Raw genomic sequence first — 23,885 nt, forward strand, 5'->3', positions numbered from 1 at the left:
TAGGAGCCATCACGTGACCTCGGTCAGCCTCGGAATGCCAGCCGCCCCGCCGCCCGTCCTCGCGCCCCGGCGGGCGACCCGGCAGATCCGGGTCGGCTCACTCGGCGTCGGCTCCGAGTCGCCGATCAGCGTCCAGTCCATGACGACGACGCCGACCACCGACATCAACGCGACCCTCCAGCAGATCGCCGAGCTCACGGCGGCCGGCTGCGACATCGTGCGCGTCGCGTGCCCGAGCGCGGACGACGCCGAGGCCCTGCCGATCATCGCGAAGAAGTCCCAGATCCCCGTCATCGCGGACATCCACTTCCAGCCGAAGTACGTTTTCGCGGCGATCGAGGCCGGCTGCGCCGCGGTGCGCGTGAACCCGGGCAACATCCGCAAGTTCGACGACCAGGTCAAGGAGATCGCGGCCGCCGCGAAGGACCACGGCACGTCGATCCGCATCGGCGTCAACGCGGGCTCGCTCGACCCGCGGCTGCTGCAGAAGTACGGCAAGGCCACCCCCGAGGCCCTCGTCGAGAGCGCCGTCTGGGAGGCGAGCCTCTTCGAGGAGCATGACTTCCACGACTTCAAGATCTCGGTCAAGCACAACGACCCGGTCGTCATGGTCCGCGCGTACGAGCTGCTCGCCGAGCGCGGCGACTGGCCGCTGCACCTCGGCGTGACCGAGGCCGGCCCCGCGTTCCAGGGCACGATCAAGTCGGCGACCGCGTTCGGGGCGCTCCTGTCCCAGGGCATCGGGGACACCATCCGCGTCTCCCTCTCGGCCCCGCCGGTCGAGGAGGTCAAGGTCGGGATCCAGATCCTGCAGTCCCTGAACCTGCGCCCGCGCAAGCTCGAGATCGTCTCGTGCCCCTCGTGCGGGCGCGCGCAGGTCGACGTGTACACGCTCGCCGAGCAGGTCACGGCGGGCCTCGAGGGCATGGAGGTCCCGCTGCGCGTCGCCGTCATGGGCTGCGTCGTGAACGGCCCAGGCGAGGCGCGCGAGGCGGACCTCGGCGTCGCGTCCGGCAACGGCAAGGGCCAGATCTTCGTCAAGGGCCAGGTCATCAAGACTGTGGCCGAGGCGGACATCGTGGAGACTCTGATCGAGGAGGCGATGAAGATCGCCGAGGAGATGGGGGAGGCTGGTGGCGAAGATGCTGTCCAGGGCGGCCCCGTGGTCACCGTCTCGTAGCCGCGGCGCCGCCGCCGCGGTGCGCAGGCTCGGGGACGCGGACACCCGTGCCCTGAGCGAGCTCGCGGCGGCGGACCCGGTGGCGAACGTCTTCATCGCAGCCCACCTTGCGGCGCACGGCACGGCCGCGCCGACGGCGGCCGGGGCGGAGGTGCTCGGCGCGTTCGACGGCGACGGGCAGCTCGCGAGCGCGTGCTGGCTCGGCGCCAACATCGTCCCCATCGAGGTCCCGGCCGAGCACGCGCCCCTGTACGCCGCATCGATCCGGTCCTCGCGACGCCGCTTCGCCTCGATCTTCGGCCCCGCCAAGGCCACCCTCGCGATCTTCGCCGAGCTCCACGGCCCGGCGGCGCGGGATGTCCGCCCGGACCAGCCGCTGCTCGTCCTCGACGGGCCGCCGGCCGTCCCCGCCGACCCGCTCGTGCGCGTGACGACCCTTGACGACTTCGCCGCGCTCGCCCCGGCATGCGTGTCCATGTTCGAGGAGGAAGTCGGCTATTCGCCCGTGGCCGGGGGCAGCGAGAACTACTACCGACGGGTCCGCCAGCTCATCACGGCCGGTCACTCCTTCGCCCGCTTCGGCGCGCGCGGTGAGGTCATGTTCAAGGCCGAGCTCGGGTCCGTCACCGCGGCCGCGACCCAGGTCCAGGGCGTCTGGGTGGACCCCCTCCACCGCGGCACCGGGCTCAGCCACGGCGGGATGGCGGCCGTCGTCGACCACGCGCGGCGGATCGCGCCCGTCGTGAGCCTCTACGTGAACGACTACAACCACCGCGCGCGGGCCGCCTACCGGACCGTGGGATTCGAGCAGGTGGGCACGTTCGCGACGGTGCTCTTCTGAGTCACGGCGGCGTCGCCTAAGCTGAGCGGGCACCTATTGTGATCATCCAGGGGGACACTCATGCCTTCAGGCACCGCACGCCAATCTTCTGACCGTCTCCGGCTCGCCCTCGGTCTGGCGGCGCTCACTCTGGGCGCGTCCGGCCTCGCGGGCTGCGGCGCCCCGGCGACCTCGGGTCAGGATGGCGGTGCTGCACAGTCGTCCTCGCCCAGCCCGACGCCCACGCCGACCCCGACGCCCACGCCCTACGACGATGCCCAGATCTCGGCGGCGCTGACGTCGGTCAACACCTCCGAGGCGCTCGGCGGCCAGCTCCTCTCCGCCGAGCAGCTCGCGGCGGCGGCGCCCGGGTTCGCCGAGATGCTCGAGTCCCTTCAGATCCAGCCCGCCGACTGCGGCGTGATCCTGGCGCTGGGTGCCTCGTCGCCGACCCCCAAGGGCACCACCGTGGGCACGCTCCTCGCCGCATCGGCCGACCCGGCGTCCGCCGTCTCGATCAGCGTGGCCACGAGCGCCCATCCCCAGCCCGGCACCGACATCGCCGCATCCAGGACGGCGCTGGCCCCATGCACGACGTTCACCGCCACCACGCCCCAGGCCCCGGGACTAACGATCACGGGGAGCATGACGGAGGTCCCAGCGACGGTCCCGTCCGCAGAGACCTTCGGACTGGTCATGTCGATGGAGGCGGCCGGCCAGACGTTCCAGACCGCGACGCTCGCCGCGAAGAAGGACCTGACGCTCGTCACCGTCACGCCGGGGGTGGGCCCCGCCGGCCCGGAGGCCGCGGTCAGCCGCGCCGAGTCGCTCGCCACCGCGGTCTACACGGCGCTCGAGGCCCAGTAGGGGATGACCATCCAGCAGGCTCCCCGTGCCGGGGCCCGGCCCACGCGGACGCTGGCGGCGGCCGCGGCTCTCGCCGCCCTCGCCGTGCTCTCCGGCTGCCGGGCGGGGCCGGCGCTCCCGCCGTCGTCGGGCGACGGGGCCCCGGGCCTCAACGCCTCGGGGCAGCAGCGCAGCTTCTCCCCCGAGGAGCTCGTCGAGACCGCCGCCCAGACGCGGACGGCCCTCAAGCTCGGCGGGACCGTGCTCGACCACGCGCAGCTGGCGGCCCAGGGCGAAGCTGCCGTCCCGGCGCTGTTCGCCCAGCCCGGGCCGGCCGAGTGCGCGGCCGTCACGGCGCCGTCGACCGCCACGGGGCTCGACGCGGCCGCGGCCGCCCTCATCCTGGCGCCCTCGGACAGCCGGGCCAGGAACACGGCCGTCGGGCTCAAAAGCCACGCGGACCCGGGCGCGGCGGCCGCGGAGGCCAAGGCCCTCGCCGAAGGCGCAGCGGCGTGCGCGCGCTACGACGCGGCCCTCGGCGGCCAGCGCGTGCCCGTCGTCGCCGCCGCGGCGGACCCTGGGACGTCCGCCGACGGCGTCATGGTCACCGCGACGGCGAGCGTCCCCGACCCCTCCGGCGGGAGCACGCCGCAGCAGCGCGGCGTCGTGCACGCCGTCGCGGTGAAGGGCACCGTCACGGTCGAGGTGCTCCTCGTGGACGCGCGCCCGGACGACGCCGCGGCCGCCGTCCGCGCCTACGTCGACATGGCGTTCGCGAGGCTGCCGCTCTAGCCGGCGAGCGGCCCCGACCGTGAGCCGGTCCCGGCGCCGGGCGCTGGGCCCGTGAGGTGACGCTGGACGGCGGGGGCGACGAGCCGGATGGCCTCGTCGAGGGGCATCGACGCGAGCGGCTCGAGCTGGACGAGGTACCGGAGCAGGACGAACCCGGCGATCTGGGTCGCGGCGAGGGACCCGCGGAGCTCGCGCTCGGCGTCGTCCCCGGGCAGGCCCTCGGCGACGCGTGGGAGGATCCGGCGGCGGAACACCTCGCGCATGGCCGCCGTCCGAAGCCGCGAGCCGAGCGAGCCCCGCACGAACGCGGCCATCGCATGCCGCCGAGGGCCCTCCCACAGGCCGGCCACGGCCCGCAGGAGCTCCTCCGCGCGCTCCTCGGCGGGCAGTGCGCGCAGCCCCGCGAGGACCGCGTCCGGGTCCGCGGGAAGCTCGACCGAGGCGGCGTAGACCTGGTCCTTGCCCGAGAAGTAGTGGTGGACGAGCGCCGGGTCCACGCCTGCCTCCCGGGCGATCTGCCGCAGGCTCACCGCGTCGAAGCCGTGCTCGGCGAAGAGCCGCGTCGCGGCGGCGACGATGAGCCCCCTGCGGTCGCCGGCGCCCGCGCCGCCGGGACGGCCCCGGCGCAGGCCGGTCACGAGCTCTTCCGGGGCAGCGTGAACGAGGCGAGCACGAGCAGCCCAAGGACGATCGCGCCCATCGTCGCGAAGTCCTGCCACATCGCGCCCGTCGGCTCGCTGTTCGCGGCGATCTCCTGGAGCGCCTCGACCGAGTAGGTGAGCGGCATCCAGTCCGAGACAGCCTGGAAGACGTCGTTCATCCTGTCCCGGGCCACGAACAGCCCGCACAGGAGGATCTGCGGGACCACGACAACCGGCATGAACTGCACAGCCTGGAACTCCGTGCGCGCGAATGCGCTGCAGAAGAGGCCCAGCGCGACCCCGAGGACGGCATTGAGGACGGCGACGGCGACGACGAGCCCGGCGTTGCCGTCGATGTCGAGGTCGAAGACCCAGTAGGCGACCCCCGTCGCGACGCCGGACTGCAGCGCCGCCATGAGCGAGAAGGCGATGCCGTAGCCGAAGAGCAGGTCCGCCTGGTGGATCGGCGTCGTCATGAGCCGCTCGAGCGTGCCGGACGTGCGCTCGCGCAGCATCGTGATCGAGGTGATGAGGAACATCACGACGAAGGGGAAGATCGCGAGCATGATGAGCCCGACGCGGTCGAAGGTGCGCGGCGCCCCGGGCGGCAGCGTCTCGTTCTCGAAGAGCCAGTACACGACCGACAGGAGACCGGCCGGGACGACGAGGATCATGGCGATGCTGCGGTGGTCGCGGCGCAGCTGGGTCAGGACGCGGGCCGCGGTCGCGGCGAGGATGCGCGGGTTCATGCCGCATGCTCCTTGGTCGGGGCAGGGAGCCCGGCCTCCTGCCGGGCGAGGTCGGCTCGGATGATGCCGAGGAAGGCGGCCTCGAGGTCGTCGCTGCCGCCGCGTTCGCGCAGCTGGGCGGGCGTGAGCTGGGCCAGCAGCCGCCCCTCGCGCAGGAGCAGGAGCGAGTCGCACCGGCCCGCCTCCTCCATGACGTGGCTCGAGACGAGCAGCGTCGTGCCCTGCGCCGCCAGATCGTGGAACTGGCCCCACAGGTCCGCGCGCAGCACGGGGTCGAGGCCGACCGTCGGCTCGTCGAGCACGAGGAGCTCGGGCTCCCCGACGAGCGCGCACGCGAGGGAGACGCGGCTGAACTGCCCGCCCGAGAGCGAGCCGGCACGGCGCCTCGCGACGTCGGAGAGGCCCACGGCCTCGACGGCGGCGCGCGAATCCGCCGCAGACCGGCCGTGGAGGGCGCCGAAGTAGCGGACGTTGTCCATGACGGTGAGGTCACGGTAGACGCTTGGGTCCTGGGTCATGTAGCCGATCCGGCCGCGCAGAGCGCTGGCCCCGGCGGGCCGGCCCAGGACGGTCAGGGAGCCGCGCCTGATGCGCTGGACCCCGACGATCGCGCGCATGAGCGTGCTCTTCCCGCTGCCCGAGGGGCCCAGCAGGCCGGTGATGCGGCCCTCGGGCACGGTGAACCCGAGTCCGTCGAGGACGGGCGTGCGGCGGATGCGCACCGAGAGGGCGTCGGCCTCGATCGAGGGCGGCGTCGGGGCGGCGTGGGCTGGCATGTGCGGCATGGCGCGCTCCTCGCTGCGGACCCAGCCGGCCCTCGCGGAGGACCCGCCGGATCCGCAATTCATCACATGATGAATTGAGGGTAGGGCCGCACCACGGCACCGTCAACGGGTGCCTCCAGGGCCCGGCCGTGGTCCGTCACGGCAGCCCCCGCGCCGCGCCGCGTCCCCCGGCTGGGCTACATTGGTAGCTGACCTTTTACCTCGGCTCTCCCTGCCCTGCACGAGAATGGATGCCCCGCGTGGTCCTGCGACTCTCCACCCTGTTCCTGCGAACCCTGCGCGAGGACCCGGCCGACGCCGAGGTGGCCAGCCACAAGCTCCTCGTGCGGGCCGGCTACATCCGCCGCGCCGCGCCCGGCATCTACACATGGCTCCCGCTCGGCCTCGCGGTCCTGCGCCGCGTCGAGGGGATCATCCGCGAGGAGATGGCCGCGATGGGCGCCCAGGAGGTGCACTTCCCGGCGCTCCTGCCCAAGGAGCCCTACGAGGCCACGAACCGCTGGACCGAGTACGGCGAGGGGATCTTCCGGCTCAAGGACCGCAAGCAGGCCGACTACCTCCTCGCGCCGACCCACGAGGAGGTCTTCACGCTCCTCGTCAAGGACCTGTACTCCTCGTACAAGGACCTGCCGCTGAGCATCTACCAGATCCAGAACAAGTACCGCGACGAGGCCCGGCCCCGGGCGGGCCTCCTGCGCGGCCGCGAGTTCATCATGAAGGACTCCTATTCGTTCGACGCCGACGACGCCGGCCTCGAGGCGAGCTACCAGGCCCACCGCCGCGCCTACCTGAAGATCTTCGCCCGGCTCGGCCTCGACGTCGTGCCCGTCAAGGCGACCGCGGGCGCGATGGGCGGCTCCAAGAGCGAGGAGTTCCTGCACCCGACCGAGGTCGGCGAGGACACCTTCGTCCGCTCGGCCGGCGGCTACGCGGCCAACGTCGAGGCCGTCACCACCGTGGCCCCGGCGGAGATCGACTACACGGGCGCGCCGCCCGCCGTCGTCCTCGACACCCCGGACACGCCCACGATCGAGACGCTCGTCGCCGCGTCCCAGACGATCTTCCCGAACCCCGAGCGACCCTGGACGGCCGCGGACACGCTCAAGAACGTCGTCCTCTCGGTCAAGCTGCCCACCGGCGAGAAGCAGCTCGTCGTGCTCGGCGTGCCCGGCGACCGGAACGTGGACCTCAAGCGCGTCGAGGCGAACATCGGTGCCTTCCTGCCCGTCGCGGGCGAGATCGGCCTCGACGCCGCGAGCGACGAGGAGCTCAAAGAGGCCCCGCTCATCGTCAAGGGCTACCTCGGCCCCGGCCTCGACCGCGAGGACGCCCTCCTCGGCCTCGAGGGCAAGGCCAAGCTCCTCTACCTCGTGGACCCCCGGGTCGTCTCCGGCACCACGTGGATCACCGGGGCCAACGAGCACGGCAAGCACGTCTACGGCCTCGTGGCCGGCCGCGACTTCGGCTGGGACGGTGTCATCGAGTGCACGGAGGTGCGCGCGGGCGACCCGGCGCCGGACGGCTCCGGCCCGCTCGAGACCGCGCGCGGCATCGAGATGGGGCACATCTTCCAGCTCGGCCGCAAGTACGCGGAGGCCCTCGAGCTCAAGGTCCTGGACCAGAACGGCAAGCAGGTCGTCGTCACCATGGGCTCCTACGGCATCGGCGTGACCCGCGCGGTCGCAGCCCTCGCCGAGTCGAACCACGACGAGAAGGGCCTCGTCTGGCCGCGCGCCGTCGCCCCCGCGGACGTCCACGTCGTCGCCGTCGGCCGCGGCGAGGAGATCTTCGCCGAGGCCGAGCGCGTCGCCGCCGAGCTCGAGGCCCGCGGCCTGACCGTCATGCTCGACGACCGCCCCAAGGTCTCCCCGGGCGTCAAGTTCGGCGACGCCGAGCTCCTCGGCGTGCCCACGATCGTCGCCGTCGGCAAGGGCCTCGCCTCGGGCACGCTCGAGGTCAAGGACCGCCGCAGCGGCACGGCCGAGGACGTCCCGGTCGCGGAGGTCGTGGACAAGGTCGTCGCCGCCGTGCGCGCCGGCGTCTAGCCCGTCACGTGCGGGGGGACCAGACCGAGCAGTCGAGCGCGTGCTGACGGGGTTCGAGGGCCTCGAACCCCTCACGCTCGCGCTCATCGTCGCGGCCGGCTTCGCCGCGGGCTGGGTCGACGCCGTCGTGGGCGGGGGAGGGCTCATCCAGCTGCCCGCCCTGCTCGCCGTCCCGGGCATCACCCCCGTCCAGGCGCTCGCGACGAACAAGCTCGGCTCGGTCTTCGGCACGACGACGAGCGCGCTCACCTATGCGCGCCGGGTCCGCCCCGACCTGCGCACGGCCATCCCGATGGCGCTCGTGGCCCTCGCCGGCTCCCTCGGCGGGGCCGCGCTCGCCACCGTCCTGCCCTCGCGCGTGTTCAAGCCGATCATCCTCGTGGCGATCGTCGCCGTCGCCCTCTTCACCGTCCTGCGGCCGCGCCTGGGGGAGTACACGGAGCTGCGGCTCAAGGGCCGCCGGCACCTCGCCGCCGCGTGCGGGCTCGGGACGGCGATCGGGTTCTACGACGGCCTCATCGGCCCCGGGACGGGCTCGTTCCTCGTCATCGCCCTCGTCTCCGGCATGGGGTACGCCTTCCTCGAGGCGAGCGCGAAGGCCAAGATCGTCAACATGGCCACGAATCTCGGCGCCCTGATCCTCTTCGTTCCGCACGGGGCCGTCCTGTGGGCACTGGGCATCGCCCTCGGCGCCGCCAACATGTGCGGCGGGTACCTCGGCGCGCGGATGGCCGTCGCGCGCGGCAGCCGGTTCATCCGCTGGGTGTTCCTCGCGGTCGTCGCCGCCCTGGCCGTGAAGCTCGGCGCCGACGTCTGGGCCGAGAACGCCGGCTGAGGGGCCGGCCCGGTCCGCCCCGTTCCCCCCGGACGCCGCCGGGCGTAGCATGCGGCCCATGCTGAGGCCCGAGGACTTCGATGCACCCCTCGCCCGCGCCGCCGAGCACGCCCGGCGCTGGCTCGGCAGCGTGCCGGAGCGGCCCGTCGCGCCGCGCACGACGGCGGACGCGCTCGCCGAGGCGTTCGACGGCGGCCTGCCGGAGGCCGGCGTGGACCCGGCCGGCGTGATCGACCTGCTGGCCCGGACCGCCGAGCCGGGCCTGACCGCCATGGCCTCGGGGCGGTTCTACGGCTTCGTGATCGGCGGGACGCTGCCCGCGGCCCTGGCCGCCGACTGGCTCGTGAGCGCATGGGACCAGAACACGGGCCTGCGCTTCGCGACGCCCGCCGTCGCCGCGGCCGAGGAGGCCGCCGGCCACTGGACCGTGGACCTGCTCGGCCTCCCTCCCGGATCCGACGTGGGCTTCGTGACCGGGGCGAGCATGGCCAACTTCGCGGGGCTCGCCGCCGCCCGGTGGCGCGTGCTCGAGCGGGCCGGGTGGGACGTCAACGCCCGCGGGCTCGCCGGCGCGCCCCGGGTCCGCGTGGTCGTGGGCGCCGAGCGGCACGACACCGTCGACATGGCCCTGCGGTACCTCGGCCTCGGCGCGCCCGAGGCCGTGGCGGTCGACGGCGAGGGCCGGCTGCGGCCGGACGCGCTCGCCGCGGCGCTCGCGCGCGGGGAGGGCCCCGCCGTCGTGTGCCTGCAGGCGGGCAACATCCATTCGGGCGCCTTCGACCCCTTCCCGGCCGCCATCGCCGCGGCCCGCCGGCACAGCGCGTGGGTGCACATCGACGGGGCCTTCGGCCTGTGGGCGGCGGCGTCCCCCGCAACGCGGCACCTCATGGAGGGCGCCGCCGACGCCGACTCGTGGGCCACGGACGCACACAAGAACCTCAACGTCCCCTACGACTGCGGGATCGTGGCGTGCCGAGACGTCGCCGCCCTGCGGGCGGCGCTGGGCATGCACGGCGACTACCTCGTCCACGACGCCCACGGGGACCACGGCCCCGGGGACCCGTTCGAGAAGGTCCCCGAGCTCTCGCGGCGGGCACGCGGCGTCACGGTCTGGGCCGCGCTGCGCTCCCTGGGCCGGGACGGCGTCGCCGGGCTCGTGGCCGGGCTCGCGGCCAACGCGCGCCAGCTGGCCCGCCGGATCGGCGGGCTGCCCGGCGCGGAGGTGCTCAACGACGTCGTCTTCAGCCAGGTCTCGGTCGCCTTCGGCAGCGACGCGCGCACGCGCGCCGTGGCGGACTGGCTCGTCGCGGACGGCCGTGTGTGGATGACCGGCTCCCGGTGGCACGGGCGCGCCGTCCTGCGGATCTCGGTCACGAACTGGTCCACCGACGCAGCCGACGTCGACGTGTCCGTGGACGCCGTGCGGGACGCCCTCGCCGCGACCGAGGGGCTCTGACCCCGGGGTTCCCTTCCGCCCGGCGCCGTCAGCCGGCGCCGTCAGCCGAGCGGCGCAAGGTCTCGGGCCCCGGGGAGGCCGGGGAGCAGCCGGCCGGTCAGCGCGCTCGCGACCCACAGGGACCGCTCGAGATCCTCGCGGTGTCCCGGGCCCTCCGCATAGCCGAGGGCGTTCTCGACCTCGCGCAGGACTGCCCACTCGCGCGCGGCCTCGGCGTCGAGCCCCGCCTCCGCCGCGAGGAGCCGGCACCGCTCGGCGAGGGCCTCCGGCGCGCCGTGCTCGGGGAGCTCGCCCAGCCGGTTCCACAGCATGGGCGCGACGGCGTACTCGGCCTCGCCGACCGCCACCTGGGGGTCGATCGCGCGGAAGCCGGCGTCCGGCCCTCCGGGCACGGCACGGTCGGCGCCGCCGAGGACGCCGAGGATGTTCATGCCGTGGAGGTCCGTGTGCACGAGGACGTCGCGGCCCCCGCGCCGGCCCACGACGCCCCGGGTCGCGCACACGTCGAGGGCGGCCTCGAGGAGCCAGCGCGGGAACGGCCGGCCGAGCCGCTCCCACCGCTCGGGCAGTTCGTCGCTCCAGTGCTCGGCCCGCGCGTCGATCCGCTCGAGCCGGGCCCACTCCGCGCGCGCGTCCTCGGGGATCGAGAGCCGCCGCACGAGGGCGCCCCACACCGCGGCGGCCTCGGGGAAGGGCACGTCCTCGAGCCGACGGCCCGGGTCGAGGCGCTCGAGCAGGAGCGCGCCGGAGGCCGGGTCAGCGTCGACGAGCCGCACGGCCCCGGCCCCGTCCCAGAGCCGCAGGGCCACGGGTTCGAGGGCCGCCTCGGGATGCGGCCGCACGAGCTTGAGCGCGAGCCGCTCGGACCGTCGGCGGACCGGGACGACGACGGCCCACATGCCCGCGAACCCGGGCCGCCCCGGCGGCAGCTCCGGCGTCAGCCCCCAGTCGGCGCAGCGCTCGGCGAACACCGTGGGGACGGACTCGAGCCAGGCCCGGCCGCCGGGGGAGCGCAGGGAGCGCTCGCGCAGCGGCGCAGGGACGATGGCCCCGCCCCCCGTCATACGAGGCCCGAGGTGCCGAGCAAGCTGCCCAGCGCGAACGTCGTGGCGAGCGCGAGCGCCCCGCCGAGCACGACCCTCACGGCCGCCCGCGCGCGCGAGCCGCCGCCGATCCATGCCCCCAGGGCGCCCGTGATGGCCAGCGCGGCGAGCACCGCCGCGAACGTGGCCGGGACGCGGGTGTCCGGGGGCAAGAGCAGGATCGTCGCCAACGGCAGGACGGCGCCGAGGATGAAGGAGACGGCCGAGGCGAACGCGGCGTGCCACGGGCTGACGATCTCGTCGGGGTCTATTCCGAGCTCGATGTCGAGGTGGGCGCGGAGCGGGTCCCGCTCGCTGAGCTCCTTGGCCACGAGGGCGGCCGTGGCGTCCGAGAGGCCCTTGTCTCGGTAGAGCTCGACGAGCTCGTCGAACTCCTCGTGCGGCTTCTCCTCGAGCTCCTGGCTCTCCTTCGCGATGAGGTGCCTCTGGCTGTCGCTCTGGCTGCTCACCGAGACGTACTCGCCGAGCGCCATCGAGATGGCCCCGCCCGCGAGGGCCGCGGCCCCGGCCGCGAGGATCGGCCCCGTGGCCGTCGTGACGCCCGCGACGCCGACCACGACGGCGGCGACCGAGACGATGCCGTCGTTGGCGCCGAGGATGCCGGCGCGGAGCCAGTTCAGCTTCGCGGCGAGGTCGGTGCCCTGCGGCTCTGGGTGGAGGGGATGGAGGCCCGTGGCGAATTCACTCGGCATGGTTCCACTCTCGCAGTGCTCGCGGCCTGCTGCCAGCCGCGCGAGCACTGCCCTCACGAGCACTGCCCTCACGAGCACTGCCCTCAGTCGGCGGCCGGTCCGCGGGCGGCGAGGGACGTCGCCTCCTCCTGCGCCGCGCGGTGGCCGGGGAACGCGGCGGCCGCCGGGTCGAGCGGGCCCGCGGCGGCGCGCCGGGCCGCCGCCTGAGCCAGGCCCTCCGCGGCCGCGGGCCGCGCGCCGGGCGCGGCGGAGCCCACGAGGTCCGCCCAGGCCTGGGCCGCGGACTCCTCGACGGCCGCGAGCGACGCCGCGCTCCCCGCATCCGCCGGGAGCGCGGCCCCGGGCGGGCGCGGGGGCAGGGCCACGCAGGACTCCCCGGCCGCGCGCCCGAGGAGGGCAAGCTGGGCCTCGTGCGCCGAGGCCGCGTCGAGCCGCCCGGCCCGCTCCTCGCCGCCCGCGCGCGCCGCGAGCACGGTGTAGGTCCAGACCCCTGCGGCCTCGGCCGTCTGGACGGCCTCGAACGCCGCCGGGTCCGGCCCGGGGGAGGGGCACGCTGCCGGCGCAGCGCTGGTGGTGGCCGCGCTGGCGGCGTCCGCCACGAGCGGATCGAGCGAGCGGGCCGCGAGGAGCTGGCCGGCGGCGACAGACGCGAGGGCCGAGGCGGTCGGGCCGTCGACGCGCACGACGTCGGCCATGCGCCGCCCCGCGCTCTCGGCGAGCCCGCGCGCGAGGTCCCCGGGCGTCGGGGGCTGCACGGCGGCCGTGGGGGAGGGGGACGCGGAGTCCGACGGCGTGTCGGACGGCGACCGCGTGCCGGACGGCGACGGCGAGGCCCCGGCGTCGTCCTGCGGGAGCTGGGGGCGCTCGCGGAGTACGGCGGCCTGGAGGCCGAGCACGGACGCCGCGCTGTCCGCGGCCGCGCGAGCGGGCTCGGGGCCGGCCGCGGCGAGGGACCCGGCCGCGGCGGCGAGCCGGACGGCGTCGTCCTCCGCGGCGGCGAGGGCGAGCTCGCTCGCGGACGGCTGAGGAGCGCGGGGGGCGGGGGCGGCGAGCAGCGCCGCGGCGACGCCCACGGCCAGGGCCGCGAGGGCGGACGCGGCCCACGCGAGGTGCCGGGACCGGCGCAGGGGGGCGCCGTCGTCGTTCGGGCGCGCGGAAGCGTCCGGGCCCTCGGTGGTGGATGTCACGGCTCTAGATCATGCCATGGCCTCCGGCGGCTGCCGCGACCCGCCGCCGGAGCCGATAGGCTAGGGGGACAACTGAGCAAAGGAGGCGGACCGCCATGTCCGAGCCCGATCTGCCCAAGGCGGGCAGCCCGTCGAAGGCACAGCAGGCATCCCCGGCAAGCGGAGAAGAAGCCCGCCTCCACGCACTGCTCGAGCCGACCGTCCAGGCCCACCGCCTCGTCCTCGAGGACGTCGCCGTGAAGTCCGCGGGGAAGCACCGCACGGTGCACGTCGTCGTCGACCTCCCCGACGAGGAGACGGGCGGGGTGGGGCTCGACGCGATCTCGGAGCTCTCCCGCGAGCTCTCCGACGTCATGGACACCGACACCGCGGGCGACAGCCGCCCCTACGACCTCGAGGTCTCCTCGCCTGGGGTGGGCCGTCCGCTCACCGAGCCGCGGCACTGGCGCCGCGCCCGCGGCCGGCTCGTCAAGGTCAACGTCATCCAGGGGGAGAACGTCACCGGGCGCCTGCGCGAGGTCACCGACGCCGGCGTCGTCCTCGTGCCGGACCTCCCGGCCAAGAAGGGCGTCAAGCCCAAGCCCGGCGAGCCCGTCGAGCTCCCGTTCGAGCGCATCCGCAGCGGCAAGGTCGAGGTCGAGTTCGCGCACCTCGACGAGGCACACCTCGATGGGCCCGACGGTCTTGCGGACGCCAACGAGCACCCTGACACTGAGAACGCCGAGGAGGCCTAGTGGACATCGACATGAGCGCGCTGCGCCTGCTGGAGCGTGAGCGGGACATCCCCGTCGACAAGCTCATCCCCACCATCGAGCAGGCCCTCCTGCTCGCGTACCACAAGTCGCCCGGCGCGATCGACAAGGCCCGCGCCGAAGTCGACCGCAAGAGCGGGCATGTGACCATCTGGGCGACCGAGGTCGACGAGGAGGGCAACCCGATCGGGGAGTTCGACGACACCCCCGAGGGCTTCGGCCGTATCGCCGCGATGACGGCCCGGCAGGTGATCCTGCAGCGCCTGCGCGATGTCGAGGACGACAACGTCCTCGGCGAGTTCAAGGGCCGTGAGGGCGAGCTCATCGCGGGCACGATCCAGCAGGGCCACAACCCAAGCATGGTGCAGGTGAACCTCGGCGCGGTCGAGGCCCTCCTACCCCCGCCCGAGCAGGTCCCGGGCGAGGACTACCGCCACGGCACGCGCATCCGCGCCTACGTCGTGGACGTGCACCGCGGGATGAAGGGCCCCTCCATCACGCTGTCCCGCTCGCACCCGGGCCTCGTCAAGCGGCTCTTCGAGCTCGAGGTCCCCGAGATCGCGGACAAGGCCGTGGAGATCGTGGCGATCGCGCGCGAGGCCGGGCACCGGACCAAGATCGCCGTGCGCGCCAACGTCCCGGGCATCAACGCCAAGGGCGCGTGCATCGGCGAACTGGGGTCGCGCGTGCGCGCGGTCATGACGGAGCTCAACGACGAGAAGATCGACATCGTGGACTACAGCGAGGATCCGGCGACCTTCATCGCCAACGCGCTCTCGCCGTCGAAGGTCACGAACGTGACGATCGTCGACGAGGCCACGCGCTCGGCGCGGGTGCTCGTGCCGGACTACCAGCTCTCGCTCGCGATCGGCAAGGAGGGCCAGAACGCCCGCCTCGCGGCGAAGCTCACGGGCTGGCGGATCGACATCGGATCCGACGCCCAGGCCTGAGCCCTCGCCCGCAGGGCCGGCGGCGCCGTGGCGCATGCAAGGTTCTGCGGGGTGAGGGTCTAGAATGGATAAGTCCGGGTTTGCGCCCGGCGGCACATGATGATCGTGCGATGATCGAGCCACGGCCCGCGGCCGCGGCAAGACAGAGAGCAGTGGGATGACGCGCAGCACCGCCGAACCCCTGCGGACGTGCATCGGCTGCCGCCGAACCGCGGCCCGGTCGGAACTGCTCCGGCTGGTCCGGGATCCTGAGGGCGCCCAGCGCGTCATCGTGGACCCGCGCCGCCGCCTGCCCGGTCGAGGTGCGTGGCTGCACCCCGACGGGGCATGCCTGAAGCAAGCCGTCAAGCGGCGGGCGTTCCAGCGTGCCTTCCGAGGCCCGGTGGACGCGACGCCGGTCGACGACTACTTCGGCGACTGACGTCCCGGCATCTGCCGGAACGCCACACCGTCCAAGCTGAAAGCGGGTCAGAAATCTGATGGACACCCGATGAGTCCCCGTCCGGTGAGTGCGTAGCCATGATCATGGTGCGCACCGCAGAGGGCTCGTCAGCGTTCGCTCTGTTCAATGAGTTCGCTGACGGGGCCAGCAGCAAGCAGTAGACGGTCCGTGCCTGGCTCGGCGCGGACCGAGACAGGAGAAATGTGGCCAAGGTCCGCGTACACGAGCTCGCCAAGGAGCTCGGGATCACCTCCAAGGACGCCGTCGCCAAGCTCGCCGAGCTCGGCGAGTTCGTGCGTTCCGCGTCCTCGACGATCGAGGCGCCCGTCGTGAAGAAGCTTCGCGACGCCTACCCGGCCGGCGGCGGCGAGAAGTCCCGCCCGGCTGCGGCCCGCCCCGCGGGCGCCGCACCGACGCCCGGGCCCTCACGCCCGGCCGCCCCGGCGCCGTCGTCCACCCGTCCCGCCCCGGCACAGCGTGCGGAGGCCCCGCGCCCCGCAGCCGAGGCCCCGCGCCCCGCAGCCGAGGCCCCGCGTCCCGCGGCCGAGGCGTCCCGCCCGGCCCCCGCAGCGCCCAGCGCCCCGCGCCAGGGTTCCGAGGCTCCGCGCCCCGGCGCCCGTCCGGCCGCGCGCCCCGAGGCCCCGCGTCCCGCGGCTCGCCCCGGCGCCACGCCCGGCCCGCGCCCCGGCGGTCCCCGCCCGGGCAACAACCCGTTCTCGTCCTCCCAGGGCATGCAGCGCCCAGGCCGCGACGCCGAGCGCGCGCCGCGCCCGGGCAACAACCCGTTCGCGTCCTCGCAGGGCATGCCCCGTCCGGGCGGCGGCCGCGACGGCGAGCGTCCCGGCGGCCCGCGTCCCGGCGGTCCCCGCCCCGCGGCCCCGCGCCCCGGCGGCACCGCTGGCATCCCGCGCCCGGGCGCTCCGCGCCCCGGTGCGCCCCGTCCGGGTGCCCCGCGCCCCGGCGGCACGGGCGGCCCGCGCCCGAACCCCGGCATGATGCCTCCCCGCACTGACCGCCCGCAGCCGGGCGCGCGTCCCGCCGGTACCGGCGGCCGCGGCCCGGGCCGCCCCGGCGGCGCCCCCGGCGGCGGTGGCGGCGGTCCCGCCGGCGGCGGCTTCGGCAAGGGCGGTCGCGGTCGCGGCGGCACGCAGGGTGCCTTCGGCAAGGGCGGCGCCGGTCGCGGCAAGCAGCGCAAGTCGAAGCGCGCGAAGCGCCAGGAACTGGAGCAGATGAGCGCTCCGTCGCTCGGCGGCGTGTCGGTGCCGCGCGGCGACGGCAGCACGATCGTGCGCCTGCGCCGCGGGGCATCCATCACGGACTTCGCGGAGAAGATCGATGCGAACCCGGCCTCGCTCGTCACGGTGCTCTTCCACCTCGGCGAGATGGCCACGGCCACGCAGTCGCTCGACGAGGAGACCTTCGCCGTCCTCGGCGAGGAGCTCGGCTACAAGATCCAGGTCGTCTCGCCGGAGGACGAGGAGCGCGAGCTGCTCGAGTCCTTCGACATCGACCTCGATGCCGAGCTCGAGGCCGAGACCGACGAGGACCTCGAGAAGCGCCCCGCCGTCGTGACCGTCATGGGCCACGTCGACCACGGCAAGACCCGCCTCCTCGACGCGATTCGCAACACGAACGTGGTCGCGGGCGAGCACGGCGGCATCACGCAGCACATCGGTGCCTACCAGATTGGGTTCGAGCACGAGGGCGAGCCGCGCCGCCTGACGTTCATCGACACCCCGGGCCACGAGGCGTTCACCGCCATGCGTGCCCGTGGTGCCCAGGTGACCGACATCGCGGTGCTCGTGGTCGCTGCCGACGACGGCGTCATGCCGCAGACGGTCGAAGCGCTCAACCATGCCCAGGCGGCCAACGTGCCGATCGTGGTCGCGGTGAACAAGATCGACAAGGAGGGCGCGAACCCGGACAAGATCCGCGGCCAGCTCACCGAGTACGGACTCGTTCCCGAGGAGTACGGCGGCGACACGATGTTCGTGGACGTCTCCGCGCGCCAGAACCTGAACATCGACGACCTGCTCTCGGCGGTCCTGCTCACGGCTGACGCCGCGCTGGACCTGCGGGCCAACCCGAACAAGGACGCCCGCGGCGTCGCGATCGAGGCCAACCTCGACAAGGGCCGCGGCGCGGTCGCGACCGTGCTCGTCCAGTCCGGCACCCTGCACGTCGGCGACACGATCGTCGCGGGCACGGCCCACGGCCGCGTCCGGGCCATGTTCGACGAGGACGGCGAGGCCGTCGAGGCCGCGACGCCGTCGCGCCCCGTCCAGGTCCTCGGCCTGTCCTCGGTGCCGCGCGCCGGCGACACGTTCCTCGTGACGGAGGACGAGCGCACGGCACGCCAGATCGCCGAGAAGCGCGAGGCCGCCGAGCGCAATGCCCAGCTGGCCAAGCGCCGCAAGCGGATCAGCCTCGAGGACTTCGACCAGGCTGTGGCCGAGGGCAAGATCGACACGCTCAACCTCATCCTCAAGGGTGACGTCTCGGGTGCCGTCGAGGCGCTCGAGGACTCGCTCCTCAAGATCGATGTGGGCGAGGACGTCCAGCTCCGGGTCATCCACCGCGGCGTCGGCGCGATCACCCAGAACGACGTCAACCTCGCGACGGTCGACAACGCGATCATCATCGGCTTCAACGTGAAGCCGGCGGAGCGCGTGGCCGAGCTTGCGGACCGCGAGGGCGTGGACATGCGCTTCTACTCGGTCATCTACGCCGCCATCGATGACATTGAGCTGGCCCTCAAGGGCATGCTCAAGCCGGAGTACGAGGAGGTCCAGCTCGGTACCGCCGAGGTGCGCGAGATCTTCCGCTCGTCCAAGTTCGGCAACATCGCCGGCTCGATCGTCCGCAGCGGCCTCATCCGCCGCAACGCGAAGGCCCGTGTGCTGCGCGACGGCGTGGTGATCGGCGACAAGCTGACCATCGAGTCGCTCAAGCGGTTCAAGGACGACGCGACCGAGGTCCGCGAGGGCTTCGAGTGCGGTATCGGCCTCGGCTCGTTCAACGACATCCAGCTCGAGGACGTCATCGAGACGTTCGAGATGCGGGAGAAGCCGCGCGTCTAGCTGTCCCCGAGGAAGGGGGTCCCGCCAGCGGGACCCCCTTTCCGTGTCCCTCCCACGCCCGGCCGCAGCGCTGCCGGGCAGACGATTCCCTCACACGATCCCTTCAGGAGTGATCCCATGGCCGATCCGGCACGCGCCGCGCGTCTCGCGCAGCGCATCAAGGTGGTGGTGGCGGAGGCGCTACGCAAGGCCGTCAAGGACGAGCGCGCCGAGGCCATCACCGTCACCGACGCACGCGTCACCAACGACCTCCAGCACGCGACCGTCTACTACACGGTCTTCGGCGACGCCGCGTCCCAGCAGGGCGCCCGCGACGTGCTCGAGGCCAAGAAGGGGGTCCTGCGCCGCGAGGTGGGGCGCAACCTCACCATCCGCCTCACGCCGACGCTCGAGTTCGTCGCCGACGAGGTCCCCGTCAACGCCTCGCACCTCGAGGACCTGCTCCGCCAGGCCAAGGAGCGCGACGCCGAGGTGGCCCGGCTCGCCGCTGGCGCCCAGCCCGCGGGCGACGCCGACCCGTACCGCAAGGAGCCGGGCGCCGAGGACGACGTCACCGACCGCGGCGAGTTCGACGACGTCGAGGACGAGACCGTGGACTGAGGTCCACCGCACGCCGACGCCGGCGGCGCCGCATCAAGGGGTGCGGCGCCGCCGGCGTCGGTGGTGCCGGGACTAGAGCGTGAGCGAGACGAGCGTGCCGCTCCCGAACACGTCCGTGGTCGCATAGAGCGTGCTGCCCCTGACCGTCACGTCCGCCGGCGAGGGCACCTCGAGGAAGATCTCCGCCGTCTGGCTTCCGGCCGGCACCCTGTAGATCGCGCCTCCGAAGAGGGCGGCGATGTAGAGGTTGCCGGATCCGTCGAAGACGATGCCGGTCGGCCCGGCGAGTCCGGTGACCCACTCCTGGACCTCGCCGGTGATGGGGTTGACGCGGAAGACAGCGCCTCTCGCGCCCGCGCTCGGATCCTCCGGTCCTCCGGGCAGCGTCGCGACGTAGAGCCATCCGTCGGGGCCGACGGCGACGTCCGTGGGGACGGGCTCGAAGCCGTAGGTCACGCCCACGCACGCGTCGAGCTCCACGAAGATGCCGAAGCCCTCGAGGGTGGCCTCGAGCGAACCGGCCAGCTCGGCTGTGATCGTCGTCGGAACCGCCGGCAGGACCGCAACAGAGCTGATCGCGCCGGTCGTGAGGTTCACCGCGAGCACGCGGTTGCCCCCGGCCTCGGCCATGTAGGCCGTGTTCCCGTGCACGGCGAGGCCGTAGGGATGCGAGTCGATCTGGCCCGTGTATGCCGGGGGGATGAAGGGGACGGGTGCGAGTGCCTCCTCGCATGCCGGAGCGGGCTCGGTCAGGCCGTAGTGGGTGACGGAGTCGGGGTTGTTGGCCACTTCGAAGGCGCCGAGTTGGTCGGTGATGATCCGCTGGTCTCCCTGGGGGTCGATGGCCACGAGCGAGCCGCGAAGGGCTGCTGGGTCGCCGCCGCCGGCCCCTTGGCTCTGCAGGATGTAGAGCGTCCCGCCCCGAGAGGCGGTTCAGGCAATGTCCCATTCCGGGGCGGCGTAGGCCACCGCCGCGGATCCGTCGGGGGCGCCCACCCAAGGCCCGCAGCTTAGACCGTGGCGCGGCGGGTGGCCACAGTTCGCCACAGCAGTGCCTACGATGGGGCCATGTCGTCCCCTGCCAGCCAGCCCGATGCCGCCCGCCACCTCGAGCGCGCCGTCGGGCTCGCCGTCGCGAACGTGGCCGACGGCGGCGGACCGTTCGGCGCCGTCGTCGTCATGCCGGACGGGCGGACGTTCGACGGCGTGAACCGCGTCACGCGGGACAACGACCCGACGGCGCACGCCGAGGTCGTCGCGATCCGGCGGGCGGCGGCGGAGACCGCCGACTTCGACCTCCACGGCGCCGTCCTCTACGCGAGCTGCGAGCCCTGCCCGCTGTGCCTGGCCGCGGCGCTGTGGGCCCGGGTCGGCGCGGTGCACTTCGCGGCGGACCGTCGCGACGCCGCGGCGGCGGGCTTCGACGACGCCGTCTTCTACGAGTACTTCGACGGCGCCGACCGCTCGCTCATGCCCGTCGCGCACGTCGACCTCGCGGGCAGCGGGCGCCCCTTCGAGGCCTGGGCGGCGTTCGCCGGGCGCATCGAGTACTGAACGCCTCCATATACTGGGAGGCGTGCTTTCTGGACTGGTGATCGTGGACAAGCCGCGCGGGTGGACGAGCCACGATGTGGTGGGGAAGGTCCGGCGCCTCGCGGGGACCCGCAAGGTGGGGCATGCGGGGACCCTGGATCCCATGGCCACGGGGGTCCTCGTGGTCGGCGTGAACAAGGCGACCCGGCTCCTGTCCTACATCGTGGGCACCGAGAAGACCTACACCGCGACCATCCGGCTCGGGCAGAGCACGGTGACGGACGACGCCGAGGGCGAGGTCCTCGAGGAGCGCATCGCCGCGGCGGTGACCGAGGACCAGATCCGCGCGGCCGCGGCCCGGCTCACGGGCCCGATCCAGCAGGTCCCGAGCAGCGTGAGCGCGATCAAGGTCGCGGGGGAGCGCTCGTACGCGCGGGTCCGTGCGGGCCACGACGTCGCCCTCGAGGCCCGGCCCGTCACGATCCACGCGTTCGACGTCCACGGCGTGCGCCGCGTCCGCGGCGGCCGGCTCCAGGACGTCGACGTGACCGTGCGCTGCTCGTCGGGCACGTACATCCGCGCCCTCGCCCGCGACATGGGCGCGGCCCTGGGCGTCGGCGGCCACCTCACGGCACTGCGCCGCACCCAGGTCGGGCCGTACGGCATCGCGCAGGCGCACACCCTCGAGCAGCTCGCCGAGGACTTCGCCCTCCTGCCCCTCGCCGACGCGGCCCGCTCGCTCCTGCCCGTGCGCGAGCTGAGCGAGGACGAGGCCGTCGAGCTCTCCTTCGGCCGCCGCATCCCCGCGAGCCGGGCGGGCGCCCACGCGGACACAGACACGATCACCGCAGCCTTTGCCCCGGACGGCTCCCTCGTCGCGCTGCTCAAGGACGCCGGCGCGCTCGCCAAGCCCGAGCTCGTCTTCGCCGCCCGCGGGGATGGCGCATGATCCCCGACCCATTCTTCCTCGTCGGCGCGGGCGTGTGCGTCCTGTCGCTCCTGATCTGCCTCGCCGCCGTGATCATGAAGCCCTACCCCGGCGACGCCGCGATCCTGTCCGTCGCCGCCGTCGAGCTCTTCCTCATCGCCTACGGCGTCGGCGCCGGGTTCCGCCAGGCCGGCGGCGAGGCCGTGCGCGGCGAGGCGTGGGAATTCTGGGGCTACCTCCTCACGGCCCTCCTCGTGCCCGTCGCGGCGTTCTGGTGGGCCGTGGCCGACAAGACCCGGTGGAGCAACGCCGTCCTCGCCGCGGTGCCGCTGACCATCTTCGTGATGCTGTTCCGCATGGAGCAGATCTGGGACGGAGCAACCCTGTGACACGCCAGTCATCCCCGAGCGCCCGCAGCGTGGGCCTCGGACGCATCATCGTGGCCGTCTACGGCATCTTCGCCGTGTCCTCGACGGCCCGGGCGGGCTACCAGATCGCGACGAAGTTCGCCGAGGCGCCCCTCGCGTACTCGCTGAGCGCGCTCGCCGCCGCCGTCTACATCGTCGCGACCGTCGCGATGGCCCGCCGGGGCGTCGCGAGCTGGTACGTGACGCTCTCCGCCGTGCTCCTCGAGCTCGTCGGCGTCGTGGCCATCGGCGCCGCGAGCGTCCTGGCCCCCGAGGCCTTCCCGCACGACACGGTGTGGAGCGGCTTCGGCCGCGGCTACGGCTACGTCCCGCTGGCCCTGCCGCTGCTCGGCCTCGTGTGGCTCTTCGTGAACCGCCCGCGCCGGGCCGTGACGCCGGGCCGCCGCCCACCCCACGGCCAGCCGGTAGGCTAGGTTTCCGATGCTCACGGCGACGAGGCGAGGACGATGGTTCTGATCTGGCACGGCCTGGACGAGGTTCCCGAGGACTTCGGGCCCGCTGCGGTCACCATCGGCAATTTCGACGGCGTGCACCGCGGCCACCAGCAGGTGCTCGGCGAGCTCAAGCGCGCCGCGGCCTCGGCCGGCAGCCGGACCGTGGCGGTCACGTTCGACCCGCACCCCGCGACCGTGCACCATCCGGACACGGCGCCGCACCTCATCATGGACCTGGAGGACCGGCTCGCGATCCTCGCGAGGTACGGCCTCGACGCGATCCTCGTGCTGCACTACACGCTCGAGTTCGCCCAGCAGACGGCGGAGGAGTTCGTCGGGAAGGTGTTCGTGGACGGGCTGCGGGCCAGCCACGTGGTCGTGGGCCACGACGTGCGCTTCGGCCGGGGCAACGCGGGGGACCTGTCCACCATGATGGAGCTCGGGCGCCGGTTCGGCTTCGAGGTCGTCGTCGTCAAGGAGTTCACCGAGCACGTGCCGCCGACCGGCTCCGCCGGCAGCCAACACGGCGGCGCGGACGACGGCGCGGAGCGGCGCGCGTCGTCGACGTGGGTCCGGGAGGCGCTCGAGGCGGGCGACGTGCACCTCGCAGCGGAGATCCTCGGCCGGCCTCACGCGATGCACGGCGAGGTCGTGCACGGCGCCTCGCGCGGGCGGGCCCTCGGCTTCCCGACGGCGAACCTCGAGCACGACGCGGCGGGGCACATCCCCGCGGACGGCATCTACGCGGGGTGGCTCGTCGACGAGGCCGGCACCCGCTGGCCCGCGGCGATCTCCGTGGGCTCGAACCCGACCTTCGCCGGCGTCGCTCGCCAAGTGGAGGCGCACGTGATCGACCGGCCCGACGAGTCGGTCGAGGACTTCGACCTGTACGGACAGAAGGTCGCCATCGAGTTCGTCGGGCGGCTGCGCGGCATGGTCGCCTACCGCGGGCCCGAGGCCCTCGTCGAGCAGATGAAGCTCGACGTCGAGCAGGCCCGCCGCGTGCTCGCCGGGACCAGCCAGCTCAGTTAGCCGCCGTTAGCCGCCGCGTTTCGACACAGCTAGGCACGAGCGGATAGAATCCTCGGTGGCCCTCGCTGCAGTCCGTGGCGGCCTGGGCCGCGCCGGCACCGGTCTCACCGGGTCTGCCGCCCTCGGGCGGCGGCATGTCGGCGTTCCCCGGGGACGCAGTGTCCAGCGGGCCGCACGGCACGACACGAGGAGCTTCCATGGCTTTGGATCCCGCCGTCAAGCAGGCAATCATCCAGGAGTACGCGACGAAGGAAGGCGACACCGGGTCCCCCGAGGTCCAGGTCGCCGTTCTGACCAAGCGCATCAAGGACCTGACTGAGCACATGAAGCAGCACAAGCACGACTTCCACACCCAGCGCGGCCTGCTCGCGCTCGTGGGTCGCCGCAAGCGCATGCTCGCGTACCTGCACGACACCGACATCGCCCGCTACCGTTCGCTCATCGAGCGTCTCGGCCTGCGCCGGTAGTCTTGGCAGCGGCCCGCGCTTTCAGTGCGCCCCGCGCACAGGGGGCACGGGCCGCTTCCCTTCCGGGACGGGCGCCCGCCCGTCCCAGCATGTACTGACCTACCCTTC

24 protein-coding genes and 1 pseudogene are annotated in these 23,885 nt (G+C 73.8%); 18 read left to right on the forward strand and 7 right to left on the reverse strand.

What is annotated here, in order from left to right; translation table 11 throughout:
• The first annotated feature begins 13 nt into the window (after positions 1–13).
• Genes ispG through BV907_RS07850 form a run of 4 tightly spaced genes read left to right on the forward strand, consistent with a single transcriptional unit; the run spans position 14 to position 3,638 of the window.
• Positions 14–1,180, forward strand: coding sequence for a flavodoxin-dependent (E)-4-hydroxy-3-methylbut-2-enyl-diphosphate synthase (gene ispG / locus BV907_RS07835; protein ID WP_077489167.1), 1,167 nt, complete (start codon positions 14–16; stop codon positions 1,178–1,180).
• On the forward strand, positions 1,143–2,021 hold the full coding sequence (locus BV907_RS07840; protein WP_077489265.1) for a GNAT family N-acetyltransferase: 879 nt from the start codon (positions 1,143–1,145) through the stop codon (positions 2,019–2,021). Before ispG ends, BV907_RS07840 begins: the two co-directional genes overlap by 38 nt.
• A gap of 60 nt (positions 2,022–2,081) precedes the next feature.
• Positions 2,082–2,867 carry a hypothetical protein gene (locus tag BV907_RS18295; protein WP_139346664.1) on the forward strand — a complete coding sequence of 262 codons (786 nt, stop codon included), beginning with the start codon at positions 2,082–2,084 and terminating at the stop codon, positions 2,865–2,867.
• A gap of 3 nt (positions 2,868–2,870) precedes the next feature.
• The gene (locus BV907_RS07850; protein WP_077489169.1) at positions 2,871–3,638 is read left to right on the forward strand and encodes a hypothetical protein; all 768 of its coding nucleotides are present in this window, start codon (positions 2,871–2,873) and stop codon (positions 3,636–3,638) included.
• Here BV907_RS07850 and BV907_RS07855 read toward each other — a convergent pair.
• The 3 genes from BV907_RS07855 to BV907_RS07865 are packed head-to-tail and all read right to left on the reverse strand — an operon-like array spanning position 3,635 to position 5,813.
• Positions 3,635–4,276, reverse strand: a complete 642-nt coding sequence (locus tag BV907_RS07855; protein ID WP_245827849.1) for a TetR/AcrR family transcriptional regulator — start codon at positions 4,274–4,276, stop codon at positions 3,635–3,637. The two genes, BV907_RS07850 and BV907_RS07855, sit on opposite strands and share 4 nt — an antisense overlap.
• Positions 4,273–5,028 (reverse strand): ABC transporter permease, encoded by a 756-nt coding sequence (locus BV907_RS07860; RefSeq protein ID WP_077489170.1) that lies wholly within the window; start codon positions 5,026–5,028, stop codon positions 4,273–4,275. The genes BV907_RS07855 and BV907_RS07860 overlap by 4 nt, the downstream gene beginning before the upstream one ends.
• Complete coding sequence (locus BV907_RS07865) at positions 5,025–5,813, reverse strand: ABC transporter ATP-binding protein (RefSeq protein ID WP_245827850.1); 789 nt, start codon at positions 5,811–5,813, stop codon at positions 5,025–5,027. The genes BV907_RS07860 and BV907_RS07865 overlap by 4 nt, the downstream gene beginning before the upstream one ends.
• A 239-nt stretch (positions 5,814–6,052) precedes the next feature.
• Between BV907_RS07865 and BV907_RS07870 the strand changes: the two genes are divergently transcribed.
• From BV907_RS07870 to BV907_RS07880, 3 genes are read left to right on the forward strand one after another with little or no spacing between them, the layout of a single operon-like run.
• On the forward strand, positions 6,053–7,858 hold the full coding sequence (locus BV907_RS07870; protein WP_077489171.1) for a proline--tRNA ligase: 1,806 nt from the start codon (positions 6,053–6,055) through the stop codon (positions 7,856–7,858).
• A 40-nt stretch (positions 7,859–7,898) separates the two neighbouring features.
• Positions 7,899–8,693 carry a TSUP family transporter gene (locus BV907_RS07875; RefSeq protein WP_077489172.1) on the forward strand — a complete coding sequence of 265 codons (795 nt, stop codon included), beginning with the start codon at positions 7,899–7,901 and terminating at the stop codon, positions 8,691–8,693.
• Between the two features lie 58 nt (positions 8,694–8,751).
• Positions 8,752–10,149 carry a pyridoxal phosphate-dependent decarboxylase family protein gene (locus BV907_RS07880; RefSeq protein WP_425441614.1) on the forward strand — a complete coding sequence of 466 codons (1,398 nt, stop codon included), beginning with the start codon at positions 8,752–8,754 and terminating at the stop codon, positions 10,147–10,149.
• Between the two features lie 41 nt (positions 10,150–10,190).
• On the opposite strand, the gene BV907_RS07885 is transcribed toward BV907_RS07880, so the two are convergent.
• The 3 genes from BV907_RS07885 to BV907_RS07895 form a co-directional block, all read right to left on the reverse strand.
• Positions 10,191–11,213 (reverse strand): aminoglycoside phosphotransferase family protein, encoded by a 1,023-nt coding sequence (locus tag BV907_RS07885; RefSeq protein WP_077489174.1) that lies wholly within the window; start codon positions 11,211–11,213, stop codon positions 10,191–10,193.
• Positions 11,210–11,944 carry a VIT1/CCC1 transporter family protein gene (locus BV907_RS07890; RefSeq protein ID WP_077489175.1) on the reverse strand — a complete coding sequence of 245 codons (735 nt, stop codon included), beginning with the start codon at positions 11,942–11,944 and terminating at the stop codon, positions 11,210–11,212. Before BV907_RS07890 ends, BV907_RS07885 begins: the two co-directional genes overlap by 4 nt.
• An 83-nt stretch (positions 11,945–12,027) precedes the next feature.
• Positions 12,028–13,131: a DUF4439 domain-containing protein gene (locus BV907_RS07895; RefSeq protein WP_077489176.1), complete on the reverse strand. Its 1,104-nt coding sequence runs from the start codon at positions 13,129–13,131 to the stop codon at positions 12,028–12,030.
• 95 nt (positions 13,132–13,226) lie between these two features.
• On the opposite strand from BV907_RS07895, the gene rimP reads away from it, so the two are divergent.
• The 5 genes from rimP to rbfA all read left to right on the forward strand — a co-directional run bounded on the left by rimP (position 13,227) and on the right by rbfA (position 18,955).
• Positions 13,227–13,865 carry a ribosome maturation factor RimP gene (gene rimP, locus BV907_RS07900; RefSeq protein WP_077489177.1) on the forward strand — a complete coding sequence of 213 codons (639 nt, stop codon included), beginning with the start codon at positions 13,227–13,229 and terminating at the stop codon, positions 13,863–13,865.
• Entirely contained in the window at positions 13,865–14,833 is a 969-nt protein-coding gene (nusA, locus tag BV907_RS07905; RefSeq protein WP_077489178.1) for a transcription termination factor NusA, read from the forward strand. Before rimP ends, nusA begins: the two co-directional genes overlap by 1 nt.
• Positions 14,834–14,990: 157 nt before the next feature.
• Entirely contained in the window at positions 14,991–15,254 is a 264-nt protein-coding gene (locus tag BV907_RS07910) for a YlxR family protein (protein WP_077489179.1), read from the forward strand.
• Positions 15,255–15,478: 224 nt separating this feature from the next.
• Positions 15,479–18,355 (forward strand): translation initiation factor IF-2, encoded by a 2,877-nt coding sequence (gene infB / locus BV907_RS07915; protein WP_077489180.1) that lies wholly within the window; start codon positions 15,479–15,481, stop codon positions 18,353–18,355.
• A gap of 117 nt (positions 18,356–18,472) precedes the next feature.
• A complete protein-coding gene (rbfA, locus tag BV907_RS07920; RefSeq protein ID WP_077489181.1) occupies positions 18,473–18,955 on the forward strand; it encodes a 30S ribosome-binding factor RbfA in 483 nt (160 codons plus the stop codon).
• A gap of 72 nt (positions 18,956–19,027) precedes the next feature.
• On the opposite strand, the pseudogene BV907_RS07925 reads toward rbfA, so the two are convergent.
• Positions 19,028–19,870 (reverse strand): annotated as a pseudogene (locus tag BV907_RS07925) (ScyD/ScyE family protein); the annotation flags it as partial.
• 153 nt (positions 19,871–20,023) lie between these two features.
• Between BV907_RS07925 and BV907_RS07930 the strand changes: the two are divergent.
• The 6 genes from BV907_RS07930 (at position 20,024) to rpsO (ending at position 23,777) form a co-directional block, all read left to right on the forward strand.
• A complete protein-coding gene (locus tag BV907_RS07930; protein ID WP_077489183.1) occupies positions 20,024–20,509 on the forward strand; it encodes a nucleoside deaminase in 486 nt (161 codons plus the stop codon).
• Between the two features lie 22 nt (positions 20,510–20,531).
• Positions 20,532–21,437: a tRNA pseudouridine(55) synthase TruB gene (gene truB, locus BV907_RS07935; RefSeq protein WP_077489184.1), complete on the forward strand. Its 906-nt coding sequence runs from the start codon at positions 20,532–20,534 to the stop codon at positions 21,435–21,437.
• Positions 21,434–21,805: a hypothetical protein gene (locus BV907_RS07940; protein WP_077489185.1), complete on the forward strand. Its 372-nt coding sequence runs from the start codon at positions 21,434–21,436 to the stop codon at positions 21,803–21,805. Before truB ends, BV907_RS07940 begins: the two co-directional genes overlap by 4 nt.
• The gene (locus BV907_RS07945; protein ID WP_245827851.1) at positions 21,802–22,257 is read left to right on the forward strand and encodes a hypothetical protein; all 456 of its coding nucleotides are present in this window, start codon (positions 21,802–21,804) and stop codon (positions 22,255–22,257) included. The genes BV907_RS07940 and BV907_RS07945 overlap by 4 nt, the downstream gene beginning before the upstream one ends.
• A gap of 33 nt (positions 22,258–22,290) precedes the next feature.
• Positions 22,291–23,310 carry a bifunctional riboflavin kinase/FAD synthetase gene (locus BV907_RS07950; RefSeq protein ID WP_077489186.1) on the forward strand — a complete coding sequence of 340 codons (1,020 nt, stop codon included), beginning with the start codon at positions 22,291–22,293 and terminating at the stop codon, positions 23,308–23,310.
• A gap of 197 nt (positions 23,311–23,507) precedes the next feature.
• A complete protein-coding gene (rpsO, locus tag BV907_RS07955) occupies positions 23,508–23,777 on the forward strand; it encodes a 30S ribosomal protein S15 (RefSeq protein ID WP_077489187.1) in 270 nt (89 codons plus the stop codon).
• Positions 23,778–23,885 lie beyond the last annotated feature (108 nt).

It is taken from the genome of Sinomonas mesophila, assembly GCF_001999765.1.
In the GTDB taxonomy this organism is placed as follows: Bacteria; Actinomycetota; Actinomycetes; order Actinomycetales; family Micrococcaceae; genus Sinomonas; species Sinomonas mesophila.

Bases quoted from the DNA above. Each gene is read 5' to 3' on its own strand.
- rimP (WP_077489177.1), top strand. From the start codon at position 13,227: ATGTCCGAGCCCGATCTGCCCAAGGCGGGCAGCCCGTCGAAGGCACAG.
- BV907_RS07940 (WP_077489185.1), top strand. From the start codon at position 21,434: ATGATCCCCGACCCATTCTTCCTCGTCGGCGCGGGCGTGTGCGTCCTG.
- BV907_RS07890 (WP_077489175.1), bottom strand. From the start codon at position 11,944: ATGCCGAGTGAATTCGCCACGGGCCTCCATCCCCTCCACCCAGAGCCG.
- BV907_RS07885 (WP_077489174.1), bottom strand. From the start codon at position 11,213: ATGACGGGGGGCGGGGCCATCGTCCCTGCGCCGCTGCGCGAGCGCTCC.
- BV907_RS07950 (WP_077489186.1), top strand. From the start codon at position 22,291: ATGGTTCTGATCTGGCACGGCCTGGACGAGGTTCCCGAGGACTTCGGG.
- BV907_RS07860 (WP_077489170.1), bottom strand. From the start codon at position 5,028: ATGAACCCGCGCATCCTCGCCGCGACCGCGGCCCGCGTCCTGACCCAG.
- BV907_RS07880 (WP_425441614.1), top strand. From the start codon at position 8,752: ATGCTGAGGCCCGAGGACTTCGATGCACCCCTCGCCCGCGCCGCCGAG.
- BV907_RS18295 (WP_139346664.1), top strand. From the start codon at position 2,082: ATGCCTTCAGGCACCGCACGCCAATCTTCTGACCGTCTCCGGCTCGCC.
- BV907_RS07865 (WP_245827850.1), bottom strand. From the start codon at position 5,813: ATGCCGCACATGCCAGCCCACGCCGCCCCGACGCCGCCCTCGATCGAG.
- BV907_RS07850 (WP_077489169.1), top strand. From the start codon at position 2,871: ATGACCATCCAGCAGGCTCCCCGTGCCGGGGCCCGGCCCACGCGGACG.
- BV907_RS07930 (WP_077489183.1), top strand. From the start codon at position 20,024: ATGTCGTCCCCTGCCAGCCAGCCCGATGCCGCCCGCCACCTCGAGCGC.
- BV907_RS07840 (WP_077489265.1), top strand. From the start codon at position 1,143: ATGCTGTCCAGGGCGGCCCCGTGGTCACCGTCTCGTAGCCGCGGCGCC.
- BV907_RS07910 (WP_077489179.1), top strand. From the start codon at position 14,991: ATGACGCGCAGCACCGCCGAACCCCTGCGGACGTGCATCGGCTGCCGC.
- rpsO (WP_077489187.1), top strand. From the start codon at position 23,508: ATGGCTTTGGATCCCGCCGTCAAGCAGGCAATCATCCAGGAGTACGCG.
- rbfA (WP_077489181.1), top strand. From the start codon at position 18,473: ATGGCCGATCCGGCACGCGCCGCGCGTCTCGCGCAGCGCATCAAGGTG.